18 protein-coding genes are annotated in these 18,915 nt (G+C 51.8%); 16 read left to right on the top strand and 2 right to left on the bottom strand.

Features of this window, described 5'->3' with window-relative positions:
• The first annotated feature begins 53 nt into the window (after positions 1-53).
• On the top strand, positions 54-368 hold the full coding sequence (locus tag KGZ92_09045) for a hypothetical protein (GenBank protein ID MBS3889408.1): 315 nt from the start codon (positions 54-56) through the stop codon (positions 366-368).
• 31 nt (positions 369-399) lie between these two features.
• On the opposite strand, the gene KGZ92_09040 is transcribed toward KGZ92_09045, so the two are convergent.
• The gene (locus tag KGZ92_09040; protein ID MBS3889407.1) at positions 400-639 is read right to left on the bottom strand and encodes a hypothetical protein; all 240 of its coding nucleotides are present in this window, start codon (positions 637-639) and stop codon (positions 400-402) included.
• A 122-nt stretch (positions 640-761) separates the two neighbouring features.
• On the opposite strand from KGZ92_09040, the gene KGZ92_09035 reads away from it, so the two are divergent.
• Genes KGZ92_09035 through ppdK form a run of 6 tightly spaced genes read left to right on the top strand, consistent with a single transcriptional unit; the run spans position 762 to position 7,248 of the window.
• The gene (locus KGZ92_09035) at positions 762-1,373 is read left to right on the top strand and encodes a GTPase domain-containing protein (GenBank protein MBS3889406.1); all 612 of its coding nucleotides are present in this window, start codon (positions 762-764) and stop codon (positions 1,371-1,373) included.
• Entirely contained in the window at positions 1,351-1,899 is a 549-nt protein-coding gene (locus KGZ92_09030) for a hypothetical protein (GenBank protein MBS3889405.1), read from the top strand. Before KGZ92_09035 ends, KGZ92_09030 begins: the two co-directional genes overlap by 23 nt.
• Positions 1,887-2,099, top strand: a complete 213-nt coding sequence (locus KGZ92_09025; protein MBS3889404.1) for a hypothetical protein — start codon at positions 1,887-1,889, stop codon at positions 2,097-2,099. Before KGZ92_09030 ends, KGZ92_09025 begins: the two co-directional genes overlap by 13 nt.
• Positions 2,090-3,352, top strand: a complete 1,263-nt coding sequence (gene hflX / locus KGZ92_09020) for a GTPase HflX (protein ID MBS3889403.1) — start codon at positions 2,090-2,092, stop codon at positions 3,350-3,352. Before KGZ92_09025 ends, hflX begins: the two co-directional genes overlap by 10 nt.
• Complete coding sequence (locus KGZ92_09015; GenBank protein ID MBS3889402.1) at positions 3,349-4,578, top strand: methionine gamma-lyase family protein; 1,230 nt, start codon at positions 3,349-3,351, stop codon at positions 4,576-4,578. The genes hflX and KGZ92_09015 overlap by 4 nt, the downstream gene beginning before the upstream one ends.
• A 27-nt stretch (positions 4,579-4,605) precedes the next feature.
• A complete protein-coding gene (ppdK, locus tag KGZ92_09010) occupies positions 4,606-7,248 on the top strand; it encodes a pyruvate, phosphate dikinase (GenBank protein MBS3889401.1) in 2,643 nt (880 codons plus the stop codon).
• 54 nt (positions 7,249-7,302) lie between these two features.
• Here the strand turns inward: ppdK and lexA are convergent, their stop codons facing one another.
• Complete coding sequence (lexA, locus tag KGZ92_09005) at positions 7,303-7,917, bottom strand: transcriptional repressor LexA (GenBank protein MBS3889400.1); 615 nt, start codon at positions 7,915-7,917, stop codon at positions 7,303-7,305.
• Between the two features lie 141 nt (positions 7,918-8,058).
• Here lexA and KGZ92_09000 point away from each other — a divergent pair, with 141 nt between their 5' ends.
• The 9 genes from KGZ92_09000 (at position 8,059) to nifJ (ending at position 18,782) form a co-directional block, all read left to right on the top strand.
• Positions 8,059-8,325: a LysM peptidoglycan-binding domain-containing protein gene (locus KGZ92_09000; GenBank protein ID MBS3889399.1), complete on the top strand. Its 267-nt coding sequence runs from the start codon at positions 8,059-8,061 to the stop codon at positions 8,323-8,325.
• 65 nt (positions 8,326-8,390) lie between these two features.
• Positions 8,391-8,603, top strand: coding sequence for a hypothetical protein (locus tag KGZ92_08995; protein ID MBS3889398.1), 213 nt, complete (start codon positions 8,391-8,393; stop codon positions 8,601-8,603).
• A 209-nt stretch (positions 8,604-8,812) separates the two neighbouring features.
• Positions 8,813-9,403 carry a carbon monoxide dehydrogenase gene (locus KGZ92_08990; protein ID MBS3889397.1) on the top strand — a complete coding sequence of 197 codons (591 nt, stop codon included), beginning with the start codon at positions 8,813-8,815 and terminating at the stop codon, positions 9,401-9,403.
• A complete protein-coding gene (locus KGZ92_08985) occupies positions 9,360-10,541 on the top strand; it encodes a ferredoxin oxidoreductase (protein MBS3889396.1) in 1,182 nt (393 codons plus the stop codon). The genes KGZ92_08990 and KGZ92_08985 overlap by 44 nt, the downstream gene beginning before the upstream one ends.
• Entirely contained in the window at positions 10,538-11,395 is an 858-nt protein-coding gene (locus tag KGZ92_08980) for a ferredoxin oxidoreductase (GenBank protein MBS3889395.1), read from the top strand. Before KGZ92_08985 ends, KGZ92_08980 begins: the two co-directional genes overlap by 4 nt.
• Positions 11,395-12,081, top strand: a complete 687-nt coding sequence (locus KGZ92_08975) for a 2-oxoacid:acceptor oxidoreductase family protein (protein MBS3889394.1) — start codon at positions 11,395-11,397, stop codon at positions 12,079-12,081. The genes KGZ92_08980 and KGZ92_08975 overlap by 1 nt, the downstream gene beginning before the upstream one ends.
• Before the next feature lie 17 nt (positions 12,082-12,098).
• Complete coding sequence (locus KGZ92_08970) at positions 12,099-12,293, top strand: 4Fe-4S binding protein (protein MBS3889393.1); 195 nt, start codon at positions 12,099-12,101, stop codon at positions 12,291-12,293.
• Between the two features lie 272 nt (positions 12,294-12,565).
• Positions 12,566-15,016 carry a leucine--tRNA ligase gene (gene leuS, locus KGZ92_08965; protein ID MBS3889392.1) on the top strand — a complete coding sequence of 817 codons (2,451 nt, stop codon included), beginning with the start codon at positions 12,566-12,568 and terminating at the stop codon, positions 15,014-15,016.
• Between the two features lie 124 nt (positions 15,017-15,140).
• The gene (nifJ, locus tag KGZ92_08960) at positions 15,141-18,782 is read left to right on the top strand and encodes a pyruvate:ferredoxin (flavodoxin) oxidoreductase (GenBank protein MBS3889391.1); all 3,642 of its coding nucleotides are present in this window, start codon (positions 15,141-15,143) and stop codon (positions 18,780-18,782) included.
• Positions 18,783-18,915 lie beyond the last annotated feature (133 nt).

Here is an 18,915-nt window from a genome sequence, read left to right as displayed (position 1 = left end):
TGACTCTGTAAACGGCCTGTTGCTTGTATTCTGCGTTGTAGTGTTTCTTCTTCATTTATTTCTCCCCTTCTGATACAAGCATAGCACGGATTCTGGTTGTCCAGCAAAAGGGGTATAGGGCATACTTTGGCAAGGAAGCGATAGATACCTTAGTTAAAAGCATGGAAGACCATAAAGATAACCTGGTGGTCATCTTGTCGCAGCGCTTGCACAGCGACCGTGAGAACTTCGGCAACGCTCGCCTAGTGCGCAATCTCATAGAGCGTGGTATATGCAAGCAGGCCTTGCCGCTTTTTAAGCGAGAACGATCTTCGCGCGACGAACTTATGCTCATTCTGCCGCAAGACATCAAAGAGGAAGAAGAGTAACTACACTCTTCTTCCTCTTAATTGCTAGGGCTCATACTACCGCGAGGCCCGTGACCAGCAACATTACCTCTGTAGTCAAGGTGGCCCGATCGGCAGTCTTCATATCAGCCACAAAACTTGCGGGCGAGTCCTCGATAGTGACGGTGAGAGTGCCGTACTCATACTTAATCAGAACATGCTTGTCATCTAAGGTCTTGGCCATCCAGCGCGGCTGCTGCTGTGCGCCGACGTCGACTAATTGCTTAATAAGCATCCCCTTGAGATTTTTCATCGTTGTCGTCCCCTTTGGAGAATCTTTAGTCTAGTATAGCATGTACGGTGACATGATGCTTGAAGATGGCCGCATAAACTATGTTAGCGGGCACAGCAGGACAAGGAAAGTGGTGGGGCAGGATGAAGACTTACCTCATTGTCGGACAAACTAATGTGGGCAAGACTGCTTTTGCCCTTACTTTTGCGGAGACACTAGGGCTAGACAAAGTAGAAGTGACCTTCGCCTACCCAGACGGGTTCTCCACAAAACAGAGCTACAGTCTGGCTCAGGCTCGTCAAGAGCTTATTGGCCCAGCACCTCACAAGACTCGCTGCCTCCAGAGTATGTCCCTGCAAATCCCGCAAGGGAAGGGACGGCGCGTGATAAAATTAGTTGACAGCACAGGCCTTATGGAAGGAATCCACAGAGAAGCAGAAATACGCCGCTCCTTGGTGCAGACCCTGCAAGAAATGCAAAAAACGGACTATCTACTGCATGTCATAGACGCGGCAGCTATAGGCAAGGCCCCAGACGATAGGGCGGTTTTCACCGAACTCGAGAGACAGATCGCGGCCTTCTCGCAAAACAGGGGTACATATCTCCTTATTGCCAATAAAATGGATGCGGAAAGTGCACGAGCAGGGCTTTTGCGTATCAAGCTGCATCTGCCAAACCACAAGGTGCTCCCTGTGTCAGCGCAAAGCAAGGCGGGGTTTAGGGAGGTGCGCAATGTTATCGCCCGTTTGCCATGAATTGCTCGCGTTTTTCGTCGCCGCCTTACTAACCGGGGTGGCTGTCAAGATAATGGACGACTATGTAGACGAAGAAAGCGACCTTCTGTCTAACCGACCTAATCTATGCCACAGGTACGGGAGGGACATCACTGTTTATGGTTTCTGGAGCCTCTTGGCTGCGGCAGCTATCGAACTACCAACCGCTACTGGCCTTTTCGCAGCCGCCTACGCCGTGGGCATGGCCTTTAGAGACACCTCCATCTATTTGTCTCGCCTGAGCAATCTCGGCGAAGGGACTCTAAGCATTGCTTTTAGCATACTTGTCGCTGGTTTTTCGACCACTGCTGTGGCTCTCTCGCTCATGGCGGCCATTCAACTATGGGATGACTGGCTAGACGAAGGGAGGCCCTTGATCAATGTAGTTGTGGCCAGCGGATGTGTCGGCCTCGCCTTGCTTGTTGATGGGGCACTTGCAAGTATGGTATTGTTTGCATATGCGGTGCTTTTCGCTATGGAAAGGTGGTGTCGACCTTGTACATCATAGGTTGGGGGCTCGTTTGTTTTGCTCTCGGCTTTGTCTTTGGTGATAGACAGGGTTTTATGCGTGGCGAAAATTGCGGCGCCTTGCGCGCACCACTAGCCATGCGGCAAGAGGCTTTGTGCCGCGGCCACTGCCCAGCATGCGATGCAGTTCATATTGCTACGAACAACAGTGATAATGAAGAGGTGAGAATATGCACATAGTTGAAAAAAGCATTCAGGAGCGAGCTGTCATCTTCGTGACTGCGCGCTCCCATTCGGGCCAAGTCGAGGGCTTGCTCGAGGAACTTGTCGCCCTAGCGGATACCGCGGGAGTCGAGGTTGTGGGGAGAATTACGCAAATAAGAGAGAAGCCCGATACTGCGACTTACTTCGGGCGGGGGAAGGTGGAAGAGCTTAAGAATCTATGTCTGGCGCTAGACTGCAATGTCGCTATTTGCGACGACGAGTTATCGCCAGCCCAGCTTAGAAATTTAGAAAAAGCGCTAGAACTTAAGGTGGTTGACCGGACACAGCTAATTCTAGACATCTTCGCGCAAAGAGCCAAGACCGCCGAGGGCAAGTTGCAGGTGGAGGCGGCCATGCTCGCCTACAATTTACCGCGCCTTAAAGGCAAGGGCATTGAAATGTCTAATTTAGGTGCCTCTGCCGGCGGTCTCAGGACGCGGGGGCCAGGGGAGACCAAGCTAGAATACGATCGCCGCCGCATCAAGACGCGCATGGCGGACTTGCGACGAGAAATAGATGATCTGGCTAAACACCGACGGCTGCAAAGAAGTGATAGGGCCGTGCGTGGTGTGCCAACGGTGGCTTTAGTAGGCTACACTAATGCTGGTAAGAGCAGTCTGTTGAACGCTCTGACTGCAGGTGGAGCAGTTGCCGAGAGCAAGCTGTTCGCGACCCTTGACCCCACCGCCAGGGAGCTAGTATTGCCAAATAACAGCAAGGTGATGCTAGTAGATACCGTAGGTTTTGTGCGCAAGCTACCGCACCAACTAGTTACAGCCTTTAGAGCTACTCTCGAGGAAGTAAGGTACGCTGATGTGCTAGTGCATGTTGTCGATGCCTCACACCCCGAGGCAGAAGAACAGGCACGGACGGTAGAGACTGTACTAGGAGAACTCGACTCTTTGGAGAAACCCACGATTATAGCCCTTAACAAGATGGACAAGCTCACACATGCACCGCTAATTACGGCGCGAGGCACATGTGTACCTGTTTCTGCGGCCGAGAAGACGAATCTTGCCGCCCTCATCGCCGCCATTACCGAGGCGCTAGTTGATCAACCGCAGCGCTATACCTTCCAGATTCCATTTGAGCGGGGCGACCTACTGACCCTTCTCCATGAGCAGGGTACGGTGCACTCGGTCAGTTATACCGAAGCTGGCACCGAAATAGTCGTCGACGTCGTGCCGAAGTATGGCAATAAAATTAGGGGAGAACTCAAGAGGACATGAATCAGGTAGAGAGCATTATTGCGCAAGCTGAAGAAATGTCCGCTCAGGCTTTCTCGGCTATTGAAAGCCGTAGTTTCATCAATCAGCGACGAGTTTTACAGGCCTTTCGTGAAGCAAGGGTGGCAGATTTTCATCTGCAAGGTTCCACTGGCTATGGGTACGGAGACGCCGGTCGCGCCGTGATCGAAGAGCTCTACGCCAAGATATTTTTCGGCCAGAAAGCACTCGTGCGAGGGCAGTTTGCCTCTGGGACCCATGCTCTGGCCTGTGCTATGTTCGGCGTGCTCAGACCTAATGACGAGGTAGTTGTGGCCACCGGCGTACCCTATGACACCCTGCATGGAGTGATTGGACTGAAAGATGCGGCACAAAGCTCGCTGGCGGCCTGGGGCGTTTCGGCTAAGGTTGTACCGCGCCTCGAGCAGGGTGGAGTAGACCTAGTGGCCCTCAGACAGGCTCTGACGCCGCGTACCAAGTTAGTGCACATCCAGAGAAGCAGAGGCTACGAGTGGCGTCCCGCTTTAGCGCTCAGTGAAATTGAGGAAATCATCGCTGTAGCGAAAGGATATAGTAAGCATATTGTTTGTCTGGTGGACAACTGCTATGGTGAGTTTGTCGATGTCAGCGAGCCGGGTGAAGTGGGGGCCGATCTCACTGTAGGCTCACTTATTAAGAATCCGGGGGGCGGGCTGGCCCTTTGTGGGGGCTACATTGTCGGCAATGAGGAGCACGTCAGCTTGGCTACGGAAAGACTGTACGCTCCGGGTTTAACTGGCGAGCTCGGTGCTTCCACCATGTATAATCGTGGCTTCTTGCAAGGTCTTTTTCTCGCGCCAGCGGTGGTTGAGTATGCACTGAAGGGGGCGGTTCTCTTGGCACAGGCCGGAACTTTGCTAGGCTTAGAAACCTCGCCCTTACCGGATGCACAGCGCGGTGACATCATTCAAGCCATAAAAATTAACGACAGGGCACGTCTTATTAAGTTCTGTCAAGCTATTCAGCGAGCCTCACCTATAGATTCGCATGTTGTGCCGGAGCCCGGTAAATTGCCTGGTTATGAAAGCGCAGTCATTATGGCCGCAGGCACCTTCGTCTTAGGGGCATCTAGTGAGTTATCCGCTGATGCGCCCCTGCGCGAACCATATACAGCCTATGTGCAAGGTGCATTAAGTTATGGACATGTGAAAGTAGCCTTGTGTGAAGCACTCGAGGCCTTGCTCTACTAGAATCAATGGGGAAGAGGGGATGACTAGGTGGAAGAGAAGAGAATGTATTTTTTTGGTGAGGGCAGCAAGGATATGAGGGCTGTCCTCGGTGGAAAAGGTGCTGGTCTCGCTGAAATGACGCGCATTGGCTTGCCTGTTCCGCCTGGCTTTACCATCACTACTGCGGCTTGTCGCGAGTACTATCTTCAGGGCGAGCTAACGCAGGGGTTGCTGGATGACTTGCAGGTGGCGATAGTCACCTTAGAGACTGCTACGGGCAAGCGTTTCGGTGACCCACATAATCCCTTACTCCTGTCGGTACGGTCAGGGGCAGAATACTCTATGCCGGGCATGATGGATACCATTCTTAATTTAGGGATTAGTGCCGATGTCACAGCGGGTTTGGCCGAGGTAACGTCGCTGCGATTTGCTCTGGATTGTTATCGCCGCTACATAGAAAAATTTAGTGAAATTGTTCTGCAGGTACCGCACTCTGCTTTTTCTGACGCTATGGAGGAACTGCTTTTTGCAGAAAAAATCAAATACGACCGCGATCTCCCCGTAGAAGCCCTGAGAAAGCTAATCACGCAGTACTTGCGTCTAGTAAAGGCGCATACTGGCAGGCCCTTTCCTGATTCGCCAAAGGAGGCTCTCTTACAGGCGGTCAGCGCGGTCTTTGCCAGTTGGCAAAATGAGCGGGCGAAAGTATACCGCCGCCTACACCATATTCCAGACTCCTTGGGAACAGCGGTGACAGTACAGGCCATGGTTTTTGGCAACTTAGGGGCCAATTCTGGCACGGGTGTGTGTTTTACGCGCAACCCGTCGACAGGTGAAAAGCGGCTCTTTGGCGAGTTTCTGGCACGCGCTCAGGGAGAGGATGTAGTTTCAGGTACTCGAACACCAGAAGATATAACCGCGTTGGAGCGACTTGCGCCTAACGCCTACAAGGCACTTGTGGCAACTGCCGAGCTTTTAGAAGATCACTATGGCGACATGCAAGACATAGAATTCACAGTGGAAGAAGGCCAGCTCTACCTTCTACAAACTAGGGTGGGCAAGCGAAGTCCTAGGGCAGCTCTTAGTATCGCCATAGAAATGTTTGATAACCAAAAAATTGACCGAGCCATGCTTTTGTCAAGAGTGACACCAGAACAGATTGAGCAGATGCTACACCGCAGCATCGATTATGCACAGAAACCGAGTGTCCTAACCTCTGGATTACCAGCATCCCCTGGCGCGGCCTGCGGGGTCATCGCCTATAGTAACGAAGCAGCTCTGCGCTTTACTAAGAACGGGTACAAAGTGCTCCTGGTAAGGCCAGAGACCTCACCAGATGATATACAGGGTATAATCGCGAGTCAGGGCATTTTGACCAGCCGTGGCGGCATGACCAGCCATGCGGCTGTCGTAGCGCGTGGCATGGGCAAGCCTTGCGTGTGCGGTGCTGATGCGCTCTCCTTCGATTTTTCGCAAGGGACTGTGACCGTCGGAGAACATGTTCTTAAAGAAGGTAGTACTTTGTCTCTCGATGGCACGACAGGTAAAGTGTTTTTAGGGGAGGTGCCCCTCGTGGAGCCTGAACTGAGCGATGATTTTTGGCGCTTGCTCGAGATTGCCGATAGTGAGGCCGCTCTAAAGGTGAGGGCTAATGCCGACAATCCAAAAGACGCCACACTCGCGCGCCGCTTTGGGGCACAAGGCATCGGTCTTTGTCGCACTGAGCATATGTTCATGGAAGCGGAGCGGCTACCAATTGTGCAGGCCATGATTATGGCTGAACACGAAGAAGACAGGGAAGCTCTATTGCAGAAGCTTTTGCCCATGCAACGCAGTGACTTCTACGGTATTTTAAAGGCCATGGACGGGTACCCAGTGACGATACGCCTTCTCGACCCTCCCTTGCATGAGTTCTTGCCTAGCCGCGAGGAGTTGAAGGAGCAAATCGCCCGAGCGAGTGACCATGGCACCCGTGTTCGTGCCGAAAGGGCCTTAAGGGCCGTAGATCGCCTGCATGAAACTAACCCCATGCTTGGACACCGTGGCTGCCGCCTCGGTATAACGGTGCCAAGTATCTATGCCATGCAAGTTGAAGCCATTGCTCTGGCCACAGCTGACCTCCTCAGAGAAGGGTTTAGACCCCAGCCGGAAATAATGATTCCCCTAGTGGCCGATCATCGTGAGCTGGTGTTGATGAGGCGGCTGGCCGAAACAAAGTGGAAAGAGGTTTTTGCAGCGCCTTTAGCACCGGGTGTCGTCCCTATAGGCAGTATGATTGAAGTGCCTAGGGCTTGTCTCTTGGCTCGAGAAATCGCCAAGCATGCCGATTTCTTCTCCTTTGGTACCAATGACCTTACCCAGATGACTTTTGGCTTTAGCCGCGACGATGCGGAGGGCAAGTTTCTGCCGGCGTATATCGCGCAGGATGTGCTAGAGCATAATCCTTTTGCAGTTCTCGATGTTCTAGGCGTAGGACAATTGATGCGCATGGCTTTTAGAGAGGGGCGCGGAGCAAACCTAGGTCTCAAGGTGGGCATTTGCGGCGAACATGGCGGAGAGCCGACTAGCATCGCCTTCTGCCATGAACTAGGCCTAGACTACGTAAGTTGTTCGCCTTTTCGCGTGCCTGTAGCTCGTTTGGCTGCCGCTAGGGCGAAGACAGAGCAGCAGCACAAGTCAGTTGATAAGTAGTTGTGACAAAAAGGCTGCCCTGCAAAATGCAAGGCAGCCTTTTTGGCGATGTATCTAAAATAGTCTGTACAACCCTACTACCTTGCCAAGCACGATGACCTCGGTACTGTAGATAGGGGCCATAGTGCGATTCTCGGGTTGGAGGCGTATGCGGGCCGGTTCGCGGTAGTAGGTTTTGACGGTGGCCTCTTCTCCTAGAAGGGCAACTACTACATCTCCATTTTGAGCAGTGTTTTGTTTGCGCACTAGTACCATGTCGCCATTATGTATGCCTGCCTCGATCATAGAGTCGCCCTCGATGTTGAGGACGAAAATCTCACCCGATGGGGTCAAGTGCGTAGAGATGTCAAGATAATCTTCGATGTTCTCTACTGCCAGTATGGGTTGGCCCGCAGTAACTCGGCCCATAATGGGCAAAGATACGGTGTGGGCCGGGGGAGCGACGAAAGGAGCCCCGTCTAATACTTCTATAGCGCGCGGCTTTGTAGGGTCGCGGCGTATGTAGCCCTTTTCCTCGAGGCGGGCCAAGTGACTATGGGCAGTGGCACTAGAGCTTAAACCAACTGCTAGGGCTATCTCTCTGACCGAAGGCGGGTATCCCTTAATGCGGACTTCCTGCTTGATAAACTCTAATATCGCCAGCTGACGCTTCGTCAAACCATTCTTCAACGCAACTCCGCCCCCTCAGATATGTTGGCAAAATTATAGCACAACTATGGCAGACGGGTCAAACACTAGTTTGGTTTCCTATTGACAAAGGCGAACATATGATTGTACACTTGTACCTAAGAACAAATGTTCGGAGGTGCGATGGTGTTTAAAATTCTCTCCTTGGCTGGTTGTGTCTTAATCATCCTAGCTGTGATTTTTTTCGTGAGCCCTACACGGGCTGCCGATAAAACGGCACCAGAAGTTTATGTCGTCGAAAGGGGCGATACCTTGTGGGGTCTCGCCGAACGCTTCGCACCGACCAATACAGACTTACGCCAGTATGTGTTTCGCCTGCGCAAGTTGAATGAGCTCCACAAATCAGTGCTCATACAACCAGGGCAGCGCCTATACTTACCGACCCGTTAACCACACATAGTTGCCGCCTTTTCGCGCATGCTAATGTTACAGAGACAAGAAGGGCGGGCGAGACTTTGGACAGACGTAGAAATGTTAGAGCACACCACGATGCGTTCTTGGCGGACCCTTGTACAGCCTATGGCCCAGATCACGAGGCTTATGCATGCTTGTTTCCCGAAACCTTAGGGAGATGGAATTACCATAATGACCCGTTAGTTGAAAACGAAGAACCAACTACCCGTTTTGAGGCCTGGGATGTCGCAGACCCCTATTCTACAGTGCGCTAGCCTATCTTTGGCTTAGATTCCATAACAGTTACTGGGGTGTCCGCAAAATTGCGGGCACTTCTTTGTGATATAATATTCACGAAGCAATCTAGACAAATATCAGGCAATAAATTATGATTACTTCGAGTGCATTCTGACAACACGATTGCATGGCACAACCACATTAGTTCTCATGTAGTGATGGATGAGAGTAAAGGAGGTAGTACTAGATGACTCAAGAGTACCAAGTTTTAGCCGGACCGGAAGGCTACTTGCCACCGGCGGCAGCGGTGATGGGGGTCGAGCTCCCCAGCAAAGGTGATGCCTTAGTAGAAGGCAAAATCGTGTCTGATAACGAGGCACTGCACAAGATTGCCGAGAAACTCCTCTCCGCTAAAAGACCATTCTTCTTCCCAGGGCCTCTATTATTATGGGCATGGAAAGATGGGGTGGCGGAAAGAGCCCAAGCCGTGCGTGAACTGGCCGAGGCCGTCGGCGCAGGAGTAATCCCCATGCCCGACTATCGCCCCAAGTACCCCATGATCAATCCCGCCATCGAAATTAACCCTAACCATCCTAACCTAACTATTTGGCACAACAAAATCGACGTATGCGTATTCGTTGGCGTGCACTGTCATTATGCCAATGTCGCCCTCAAGATTATTCGTGGCGGCACCAGCTGCTACACTATCGCTCTCTGCGGCGAAGCGGGGCACGAGGACGCCATGATTAGCCTGCGGGATGTCAACTTAGCCAAAATACAAGAGTTGACGGTTATTGTTAAGGAGAAGAAACGGCAGATGGCCGAAGGGGGTAAGTAGTTTGCAGAGGGTAGTTAGTCCGGAACATCTCTTTTTCGAGGCCAAACGCGAACCTGTGTTTATCACCGGAAGTGAGGCCGTCAGGGAAGCTATTAAGCGTGCGAATGTGGATATGGCTATCTCGTACCCGATCACTCCTCAGTCCGAGAGCATGCACCTAGTAGGGGACATCTACAAAGAAGGTTACATCCGTGAGTATTTCCGCGGCGAGAACGAGTTTGCCGTAATGTCAGCCGTGGCTGGCGCTGCGATGGGTGGCGTGCGTGTTTTCACAGCTACGGGTGGCCCGGGTACGCTGCGTGCTTTCGAGTTGTTCTCCACCTGGTCAGGTGCTAGGCTACCGATCGTGTGTGCCTTTATGACCCGTGGGGTCAATTCTCCTTTGACTATTCAGCCTGACACCATTGAAATGTCCTACTTACTAGATACCGGCATTATCATGCTACACGCTGAGAATGCACAAGACCTGCATGATTTTCTCCTTAAAGCCTTCCCTATAGCTGAACAGACTGAGGTTCATATTCCGGTAGGCGTTTTTGCCGACGGCTTCTTCGTCACGCATACGCGTGAAACGATAGAAGTCGCCCCAGTAGACATGAAGTTACCACCTTACAACCCATACAGCGCTCCCGTGCCGGTAATGGACATGGAGAACGTGCCCTTCCGTCAAATGCGTGATCCCTTTGTCATGAAGAGTAATTTCGTTAGCTACGCCGCTCACGCTTCATGGCAGCAAGAAGTTATGGCTGCCGCAGAGCGTGCCCGTCCCTCTATTTCCAACTACCTCGGTGGCTTGGTAGAGGTTGAAAATGCCGATGCTGACGTTTTGATCGTTACTTCGGGTACAGCTGTCTCCATCTCTCGCGAGGCCATACAGTTGGCCAAGCAAGAGGGTCTTAGCGTTGGCTTGATTAAAGTAAAATGTGTTAGACCCTTCCCCACGGAAGAAATCCGCACCTTAACCAAGAAAGCTAAGGCTGTTATCGTGCCGGAATTTAACCGCGTTGGCTGGCTCGCACGCGAGATTAAGTCGATTATCGATGACAACGCCAAAGTGATCGGTGCCCCCCGCGTTTACGGTGGGATGACTATGCCAGCACAGAGCATTTTGGCAGAAATCAGGAGGTGCTGGGCATGACTAAGAAGATCCTAACTATGTCCCCGGCTTTTGCCGATATCATCCCGGCTGAGTACCGGGAACTAATCGCTAACGGTCCTTATGGCAGAGATGTGGGCGTCGCTGAACTTGGCACATTTAAAGAGCTCCTGGAAGAGCATCCCCTATGTGCTGGCTGTGGTTTAGCCCTAGCGCTGCGTATTTTTCTGGCCTCTTTGCCGGCTCCCGAGGACACAATTGTGGTAGGCTCAACTGGCTGTAGCTCGCTTGTGTTCCCACAGGCCGCAGTGCAAAACATTCACTCCTTGTTTGGCAACCAGAACTCGGTTGCCTCTGGACTAAAGCGCGCCCTGAAACTGCGTTTTCCCGACAAAGTTAAAGATGTTGTGGTTGTCGCTGGAGATGGTGCGACTGCCGACATTGGTCTCGACATGGTCATGCACTCTTGGTTCCGCCGCGAGAACATCACCACCATCATGCTAGATAATGAAGCCTACGCCAATACCGGTGGTCAAGAGAGCGGTATGTCCCAAGAAGGCGCGGTACTCTACATGGCGCCTAAGGGGAAAAATTTCCCCAAGATTTCGATGCCGGAGCTTGCTAGAGAAGCAGGTTGCGTCTATGTGGCTGTATGTTCGCCATCGCAACCTCGCAAAATGGAGAAAATGATTCGTCGGGCGATCATTTTAGCGCGCGAGGTGGGCCCCACCTACGTTCAAGTGCTAACGCCTTGCCCCACTAACTACAAGTTCAAGAATAATGACACCATCTCGCGCATCAAGAAGCTTGAGAAGGACGGCGTATTTAAGCAACGGGAATATATCACTCCCGCGGCCCAAGAGATGCTAGACAAGCTCGAAGGGGGGAGCAAGTAGTGGCAAAGAAAGTAAATCTTCGCATGTCCGGCTTGGGTGGACAAGGTGTTGTGACGGCGGCTCATATTTTGGGCGCTGCCGCGACGCGAGACGGCTTAACAAGTATCGTCAATCCCTTCTTCGGCGCGGAAAAGCGTTTAGCCCCTGCAGAGAGTTATGTGCGCATCTCAGACGGTGCCATACATGAACGAGGCGAAGTGTTATTCCCTAACATCATTATGGTTTTCCACCCCCACGTCATTACCATGGGCAAGTGTTACACCATGCCGTTCTTTGACGGACTGCAGCCAGGCGGTATCATGCTCATTAATTCTGACGAAATTCTGCCGCTCAGCGAAGAAGAAATTGCCAAGTTAGTGGAGCTCAATGCTCGGGTGTTCTACGTACCTGCTACCAAAGTAGCCTTAGAGGTTGCCGGCACTGAACTGTCGACTAACATCGCCATGCTAGGTGGATTAATGGCCATCGCACCTGATCTAGTGACCGTAACTGCCGTTAGAGATTCTATTGCTGAGCGTTTTGGTGGCGGCAAATTTGTCGCCTCGGCTACTACCGCAGCTCTAGATGATGTGGTAAAGAGCAAGTTCGGCAAGCTAGAGCAATTGGTGGAAAAGAACATGGAAATCGTCGAACGAGGCGGAAGCGCCGTATATGAGTTTATGATTCCCAGCGCAGTTAGCGTCTAAAAGGAGGCCGTAACACTATGTATGTGGCTGTTAAGCTAGATAAAGAGAAGTGCATCGGATGCAAAATGTGTATTTTTGTTTGCCCAGAAGCTAATGTTATCGCCTTTCTTCCTGAGTCGAAAAAGGTTCTAGTCAATGACGCTCGCTGCAAGGGCTGCGGACTTTGTGTCGTGGCCTGTCCTAAGGACGCCCTCGGTCTCGACAACAATTAGCGAGTTGACATGGGCAGCAGGGCATGCTAGTATTCTAACAACAACGGTGATAAGGAATCGTGGGGTGTGCAGTGCACAAGAGAGCTGTCGTCTGGTGCGAGACAGTTGCGCTCCGTCCTACCTCTCACCTTGGAGTTGGAACCGGGTAGCACCGTTACCTGCTACGAGTGGACGCTTCGGCGTCAATTAGAGTGGTACCGCGGAAGCAAGGCCTTTCGTCTCTTAGCTGAGATGAAAGGCCTTATTTTTTATAGGAAAAGGAGATGCGAACCATGGCAAAGTACGGTAAGCACACGGACATCAAGTGGCAAGCCTTGTGGCATGAAAACGACCTCTACAAGTTTAACCCCAGCAAGGTTGAGAAGAAGCTCTACTGCCTAGAGATGTTCTCGTACCCCTCTGGAGCCAAGTTGCATGTGGGGCATTGGTGGAACTTTGGCCTAACCGATTCTTGGGCGAGAGTAAAACGCATGCAAGGACATGAAGTTTTTCATCCCATGGGCTTTGACGCCTTTGGTTTGCCCGCTGAGAATTATGCCATTAAAACGGGTATACACCCAAAAGACTCGACTATGAGCAACATCGATACCATGCGGCGGCAGCTACGCGCCATGGGAGCCTCTTTTGACTGGGACTACGAGGTAGTTACTTGCGACCCTAGCTACTACAAGTGGACGCAATGGTTGTTTCTTAAACTCTTCGAGCATGGGCTAGCGTACCGCAAGGAAGCGCCGGTCAATTGGTGTCCTAGTTGCAATACCTCTTTGGCTAATGAGCAGGTGGAGCATGGTGTATGTGAGCGTTGCAGCATGGAGGTTACTAAGAGAAACCTGACGCAGTGGTTCTTTAAGATCACGGCCTATGCCGAAGAGCTCTTAGCAGGTCATGCACACATTAACTGGCCCGATAAAACGAAGGCGATGCAAAGAAACTGGATCGGTAAGAGCCATGGTGCTACCCTCGTCTTTAATTTAGAGAATAGCGGTGAGGCAGTAGAGGTTTTTACCACCCGCGCGGACACTTTGCTCGGTTGTACTTATGTTGTGATCGCCCCAGAGCACCCACTTCTCGACAAAATCACCACTGCTGATTGCCTGGCGGAAGTAGTGAACTATCAGGAAATGACCAAGAAACAGAGTGAAATAGATCGCCTCTCCACCACCAAGGATAAGACCGGCTTCTTTACTGGCGCCTATGTGCTGCACCCCGTGACGGCAGAGCGCCTTGCCGTATGGACGGCCGACTATGTGCTCGCTAGCTATGGCACTGGTGCCGTGATGGCAGTGCCAGGACACGATACCAGAGACTATGACTTCGCCAGGGCCTTTGGTTTGCCGATTAGGCGAGTCATCAGTGGACCGACTTCGCACACCGAGGAGGAGCTACCTTTTGTCGACGACGGTATCTTGGTCAATAGCGGCATTTTCACAGGGTTAACTTCGGAAGTCGCGCGCCAGACAATTGTCGATGCGTTGCAGGCGCAGGGGAGTAAAGCCCGCCATACCACGACCTATCGCTTGCGAGACTGGCTTGTCTCCCGTCAAAGGTACTGGGGTGCGCCCATACCGATAGTCTACTGTGAGTGCTGTGGCACCGTGCCGGTCCCAACCAGCGAGTTGCCGGTTTTGCTACCATATGACGTAGATTTTTCACCTGACGGGCAATCTCCTCTGGCGAAATCTGAGGAGTTCTGGAGCACGACATGTCCTAAGTGCGGCGAAAAAGCAAAAAGAGAAACCGATACCTTGGACACCTTTGTCGACTCGTCTTGGTACTTCCTACGTTATCCCGACAACAATAACGAAAACGAAGCGTGGAACCCTCTGTGGATTAACAAAATGCTCCCTGTCGACATGTACGTGGGCGGCCCTGAGCATGCCGTAATGCATCTGCTCTATGCTCGATTCATCGTCATGGCACTTAAGGACATGGGCTATGTGAGCTTTACCGAGCCCTTTAAATCTCTGGTGCACCAGGGTATCATACTCGGAGCTGATGGAGAAAAAATGAGTAAATCTAAGGGCAACGTGGTTTCTCCGGATCCATATATTGAGAAGTTCGGTGGTGATGTCTTTAGGTTGTACCTGCTTTTCGGCTTTAACTACCTTGAAGGTGGTCCCTGGGACGACAATGGCATCAAGGCCATAACCCGTTATGTGGAGAGGGTGGAGCGAGTCGTCGAAAGGGCGGGGGAGTACCAAGGTTCTAAATCGCAGCCCCTAGGCAGGCATGAAAAAGAACTAAATTACGCCTTACACCGCGCTATTCAAGGCATAACCAATGATGTCGTTGATTTCGGCTTTAACACCTGCGTTTCACGCCTCATGGAGTTAACGAACGCACTATATCGCTATGACGCCGAGGCGCCTACTCACAATGCCACTTTCGTGCGCGAGGTGGTAGGGACTTTTGTGCGCTTGCTCGCCCCATTTGCCCCACACTTGGCAGAAGAGCTCTGGGCAGATTTAGGGCATGTAACATCGGTTCACAACGAGCCCTGGCCGCAATGTGACCCCTCGGCCTTAGTCAGGGAAGTTGTGGAGCTGGCGGTGCAAGTTAATGGCCGTCTCCGCGACAAAGTAGAGGTACCGAGCGATGCTGATGAGGAGACCGTCAAGGCCATGGCTATGCAAGCGGAGAAGGTTTTGCCGTTTCTCACGGGGGCTACAGTGCGTAAAGTAATTGTCGTGAAAGGTAGCTTAGTAAATATTGTTATAGGCTAATTACTTTGGTAATTAGCTAGGCTAATTATTTTCTACGACGGTAAGTTGTAGGGCAGACTTGTGCGCCAACTTCAGTTATACTGTATACAGTACGACATCATGCGAAAAAGGAAAGGTGAAAAACATGCAAAAACGTAAAGTCACCATTGACGGAAACACCGCCGCAGCACACGTTGCTTACGCCTTTAGCGATGTTGCAGCCATTTATCCCATTACGCCATCATCAAATATGGGGGAAGTTGCAGATGAATGGGCGGCTTACGGCCGCAAAAATATGTGGGGACAGACTCTAAGGGTTACGGAACTACAGTCAGAGGCGGGTGCCGCAGGAGCTGTTCACGGCGCAATTGCAGCCGGTGCGCTAACCACTACCTTTACGGCCTCGCAAGGTCTGCTGCTCATGATTCCCAATATGTACAAGATCGCTGGAGAACTTTGGCCAACTGTCTTTCATGTCTCGGCACGTGCTCTAGCTACACATGCTTTGTCCATTTTCGGCGACCACTCAGACGTTTACGCCACGCGCCAAACAGGCTTTGCCATGCTGGCCTCTGAGTCGGTTCAAGAAGCCATGGACCTAGCCTTGGTGGCACATCTGGCGACCTTAAAGAGCAAGATTCCCTTCTTGCATTTCTTCGATGGTTTCCGTACTTCGCATGAAATTCAGAAGATCGAAGAGATAGATTACAGCGATATGTACAAGCTCGTGGACATGGACGCAGTGCGAGACTTTAGGAGCCGTGCACAGAACCCCGAGCATCCTGTGCAACGCGGCACGGCCCAAAATCCAGACATCTACTTTCAAGGTCGCGAAGCCAGCAACAATTACTACACAGCGACGCCACAAATTGTCGAGGCTGTGATGCAGCAGGTCGGTGCGCTAACCGGACGAAAATATCGCCTATTTGACTACGTTGGTGCAGCTGACGCCGATCGTGTTGTAGTGATTATGGGTTCTGGCGGGGAGACAGTGCAGGAGACTGTAAATTATCTTAATGCCAGAGGCGAAAAAGTCGGCGTTCTTAAAGTACGCCTTTATCGTCCCTTTAGTGCGGCACATTTTCTCAGTGCTTTACCCGCCTCAGTTAAGAGGATTGCTGTCATGGACCGTACCAAGGAGCCAGGATCTTTGGGTGAGCCATTATATCAGGACGTTTGTACCGTTTTTGCCGAGCAGGGCCAGCAGAAAATCATCGTCGGCGGAAGATATGGCCTCGGTTCAAAAGAATTCACACCCTCCATGGTCAAGGCTATTTTTGACAACTTGTCTGCCGACCAACCGAAAAATCACTTTACCGTGGGTATCGTCGATGATGTGAGCCATACCTCGCTACCAGTTGCCGAGTACATTGATGCCGCGCCAGAAGGTCAGTATCGCTGTAAGTTCTTTGGGCTAGGTGCTGACGGCACTGTAGGAGCCAACAAGAACTCAATTAAGATAATCGGGGATAACACTGAGCTCTACGCGCAGGGGTACTTTGTCTACGACTCCAAGAAATCTGGCGGGGTCACCGTTTCTCACCTGCGCTTTGGGCCGAGCCCTATTACCTCCCCCTACCTTGTTGACCAAGCTGATTTGATCGCCTGTCACCACCCCTCATATGTAACTCGCTACGACCTGCTGGCTGACATTAAAGAGGGTGGGGTGTTTCTGCTCAACTCGCCTTGGTCTTTAGAGGAACTAGAGCATAGACTACCTGACAGTATCAAGCACACCATTGCCAACAAAAACCTCAAGTTCTACAATATTGACGCGGTGAAAATCGCTCAAGAAGCAGGGCAGGGGGGTCGCATTAACACCATCATGCAAGTGGCCTTCTTTCAAGTGGCAGACGTCATTCCTAGCCATGAGGCCATCGCCCACATCAAAGACGCCATCAAAAAGACGTACGGACGTAAAGGCGACGACGTGGTTCTGCAAAACTACGCCGCAGTCGACCGCACCGTGGCCGCTCTGACGGCGGTAAACTACCCTTCATCGTGGAGATCTGAGGGCGAGGATAAGACTTTGCCGCCACGGAGCGGTGACGACGTGGTTCTACAAACCTACGCCGCCGTCGATCGCACCGCGTCCCTGCTCGCTGCGGTCGACTATCCTGCATCTTGGGCAAGTGACGGCCTAAACAATACTGTAGAGGAAAAGCTACATGAACCGACCTTTGTCACAGAGGTTATGCGTCCTATGGTCGCACTTAAAGGTGACGATTTGCCCGTGAGTAAGTTTAGTGATGACGGAGTGTTCCCACTTGGCACAACTAAGTACGAAAAGCGGGGCATTGCCGTCGATATTCCAGTCTGGGTGCCCGATACTTGTATCCAGTGCAATCAATGCTCCTTTGTCTGCCCCCATGCAGCCATAAGGCCTTACCTGGCTAAGAGCAGTGATCTGGCATCCGCGCCCGGAAATATGCCGGGTAAGAACGCTCTCGGCAAGGAATTCGCAGGGCTACAGTACTTCATTCAAGTTTCACCACTCGACTGCACTGGCTGCGGTAACTGCGTGCAAGTGTGCCCGGCTAAGCCAAAGCCCCTCGTTCTCCAAAATCTCGAGCAGGTGCTAGAAGATGAAACTTCCAAGTTCACCTTCCTCGAGGCCTTGCCAGAAGTGCAGGCTGTGTTTGAACCCACTACGGTTAAGAACAGCCAGTTTAAGAAGCCCTTGTTTGAGTACTCCGGCGCCTGTGCCGGTTGTGGTGAGACCCCCTATATCAAACTCATTACACAACTTTTCGGCGAACGGATGATGATTGCCAATGCCACGGGCTGTACCTCTATTTATGGCGGTAGTGCACCGTCCTGCCCCTATACCACGAATAAAGAGGGGCATGGTCCTGCCTGGGCCAACTCCTTGTTTGAAGATAACGCCGAGTTTGGCTATGGTATGGCTCTTGCTGTGGCGCAAAAGCGTGACAAGCTGACAGAGCTAATTACAGAGGCTAAGGCTATCGACCACGATGACTTCAAGCTAGCGGCAGAAGGCTGGCTAGCAGGCAAGAAGAACGCTGAGCAGTCACGTCTCCACGGCGACAAATTGCGCGCGCTCATCCCACACCTCTTAGAAGGCGCTGAGGGTGGTCTTAAGGATGCCCTGCAAGGTATTTTAGAGCTACAGGACCATCTCACCAAGAAGTCCATCTGGATTATTGGGGGTGATGGCTGGGCTTACGACATTGGCTTTGGCGGTTTAGACCATGTTATTGCCTCAGGGGTCGATATCAACTTGTTGGTGCTAGATACCGAAGTCTATTCCAATACCGGCGGACAATCCTCCAAGGCAACGCCCACGGCAGCCGTGGCCAAGTTTGCCGCCAACGGAAAACGCACGCGCAAGAAAGACCTTGGTCTTATGGCTATGTCGTACGGCTATGTCTATGTGGCCTCAATCAGCAGTGGTGCCAATCGCAACCATACTTTGAATGCCATTGTCGAGGCAGAAAAGTATGATGGTCCTTCGCTCGTTATTGCTTACTCTCCTTGCATAGCTCACGGCATCAACATGTCAGCTAGCCAAAATGAGGGCAAGCTGGCGGTGGAGTCTGGCTACTGGCCGCTGTACCGCTACAATCCGCAGCTGGCCGAACAAGACAAGAACCCCTTCACCCTTGACTCTAAGGAGCCGACCTACAACTTCCGTGAGTTTTTGACAGGGGAGTCTAGGTATACGACCTTGCTGCGCGAGTTTCCCTCTGCGGCCGAAGAACTGTTTGCCGCCGCCGAGCAAGATGCCAAAAGACGTATCGCTCTGTACAAAAGGTTAGCTCAGTAAGTGATAGCGATGGAGGAGCCTAAGGCGGCTCCTCCATCGCCTTTACGTTGTGTCGTATAATGTATATTATGTTAACTAGAACGGAGAGAGCCTGATTACCGTGAAATTAAAAAGTAACCGCGCAGTGACGGTT

Source organism: Bacillota bacterium (genome assembly GCA_018333655.1).
In the GTDB taxonomy this organism is placed as follows: domain Bacteria; phylum Bacillota; class UBA994; order UBA994; family UBA994; genus BS524.
This window is presented reverse-complemented; position numbering and strand designations above follow the sequence as displayed.

What these genes read in the sequence shown, in the direction of transcription:
- KGZ92_08970 (MBS3889393.1), top strand. Translation starts at nt 12,099, where the DNA reads ATGTATGTGGCTGTTAAGCTAGATAAAGAGAAGTGCATCGGATGCAAA.
- KGZ92_09030 (MBS3889405.1), top strand. Translation starts at nt 1,351, where the DNA reads ATGTTATCGCCCGTTTGCCATGAATTGCTCGCGTTTTTCGTCGCCGCC.
- KGZ92_09000 (MBS3889399.1), top strand. Translation starts at nt 8,059, where the DNA reads ATGGTGTTTAAAATTCTCTCCTTGGCTGGTTGTGTCTTAATCATCCTA.
- leuS (MBS3889392.1), top strand. Translation starts at nt 12,566, where the DNA reads ATGGCAAAGTACGGTAAGCACACGGACATCAAGTGGCAAGCCTTGTGG.
- nifJ (MBS3889391.1), top strand. Translation starts at nt 15,141, where the DNA reads ATGCAAAAACGTAAAGTCACCATTGACGGAAACACCGCCGCAGCACAC.
- KGZ92_09015 (MBS3889402.1), top strand. Translation starts at nt 3,349, where the DNA reads ATGAATCAGGTAGAGAGCATTATTGCGCAAGCTGAAGAAATGTCCGCT.
- KGZ92_08980 (MBS3889395.1), top strand. Translation starts at nt 10,538, where the DNA reads ATGACTAAGAAGATCCTAACTATGTCCCCGGCTTTTGCCGATATCATC.
- KGZ92_09035 (MBS3889406.1), top strand. Translation starts at nt 762, where the DNA reads ATGAAGACTTACCTCATTGTCGGACAAACTAATGTGGGCAAGACTGCT.
- KGZ92_09040 (MBS3889407.1), bottom strand. Translation starts at nt 639, where the DNA reads ATGAAAAATCTCAAGGGGATGCTTATTAAGCAATTAGTCGACGTCGGC.
- KGZ92_08990 (MBS3889397.1), top strand. Translation starts at nt 8,813, where the DNA reads ATGACTCAAGAGTACCAAGTTTTAGCCGGACCGGAAGGCTACTTGCCA.
- hflX (MBS3889403.1), top strand. Translation starts at nt 2,090, where the DNA reads ATGCACATAGTTGAAAAAAGCATTCAGGAGCGAGCTGTCATCTTCGTG.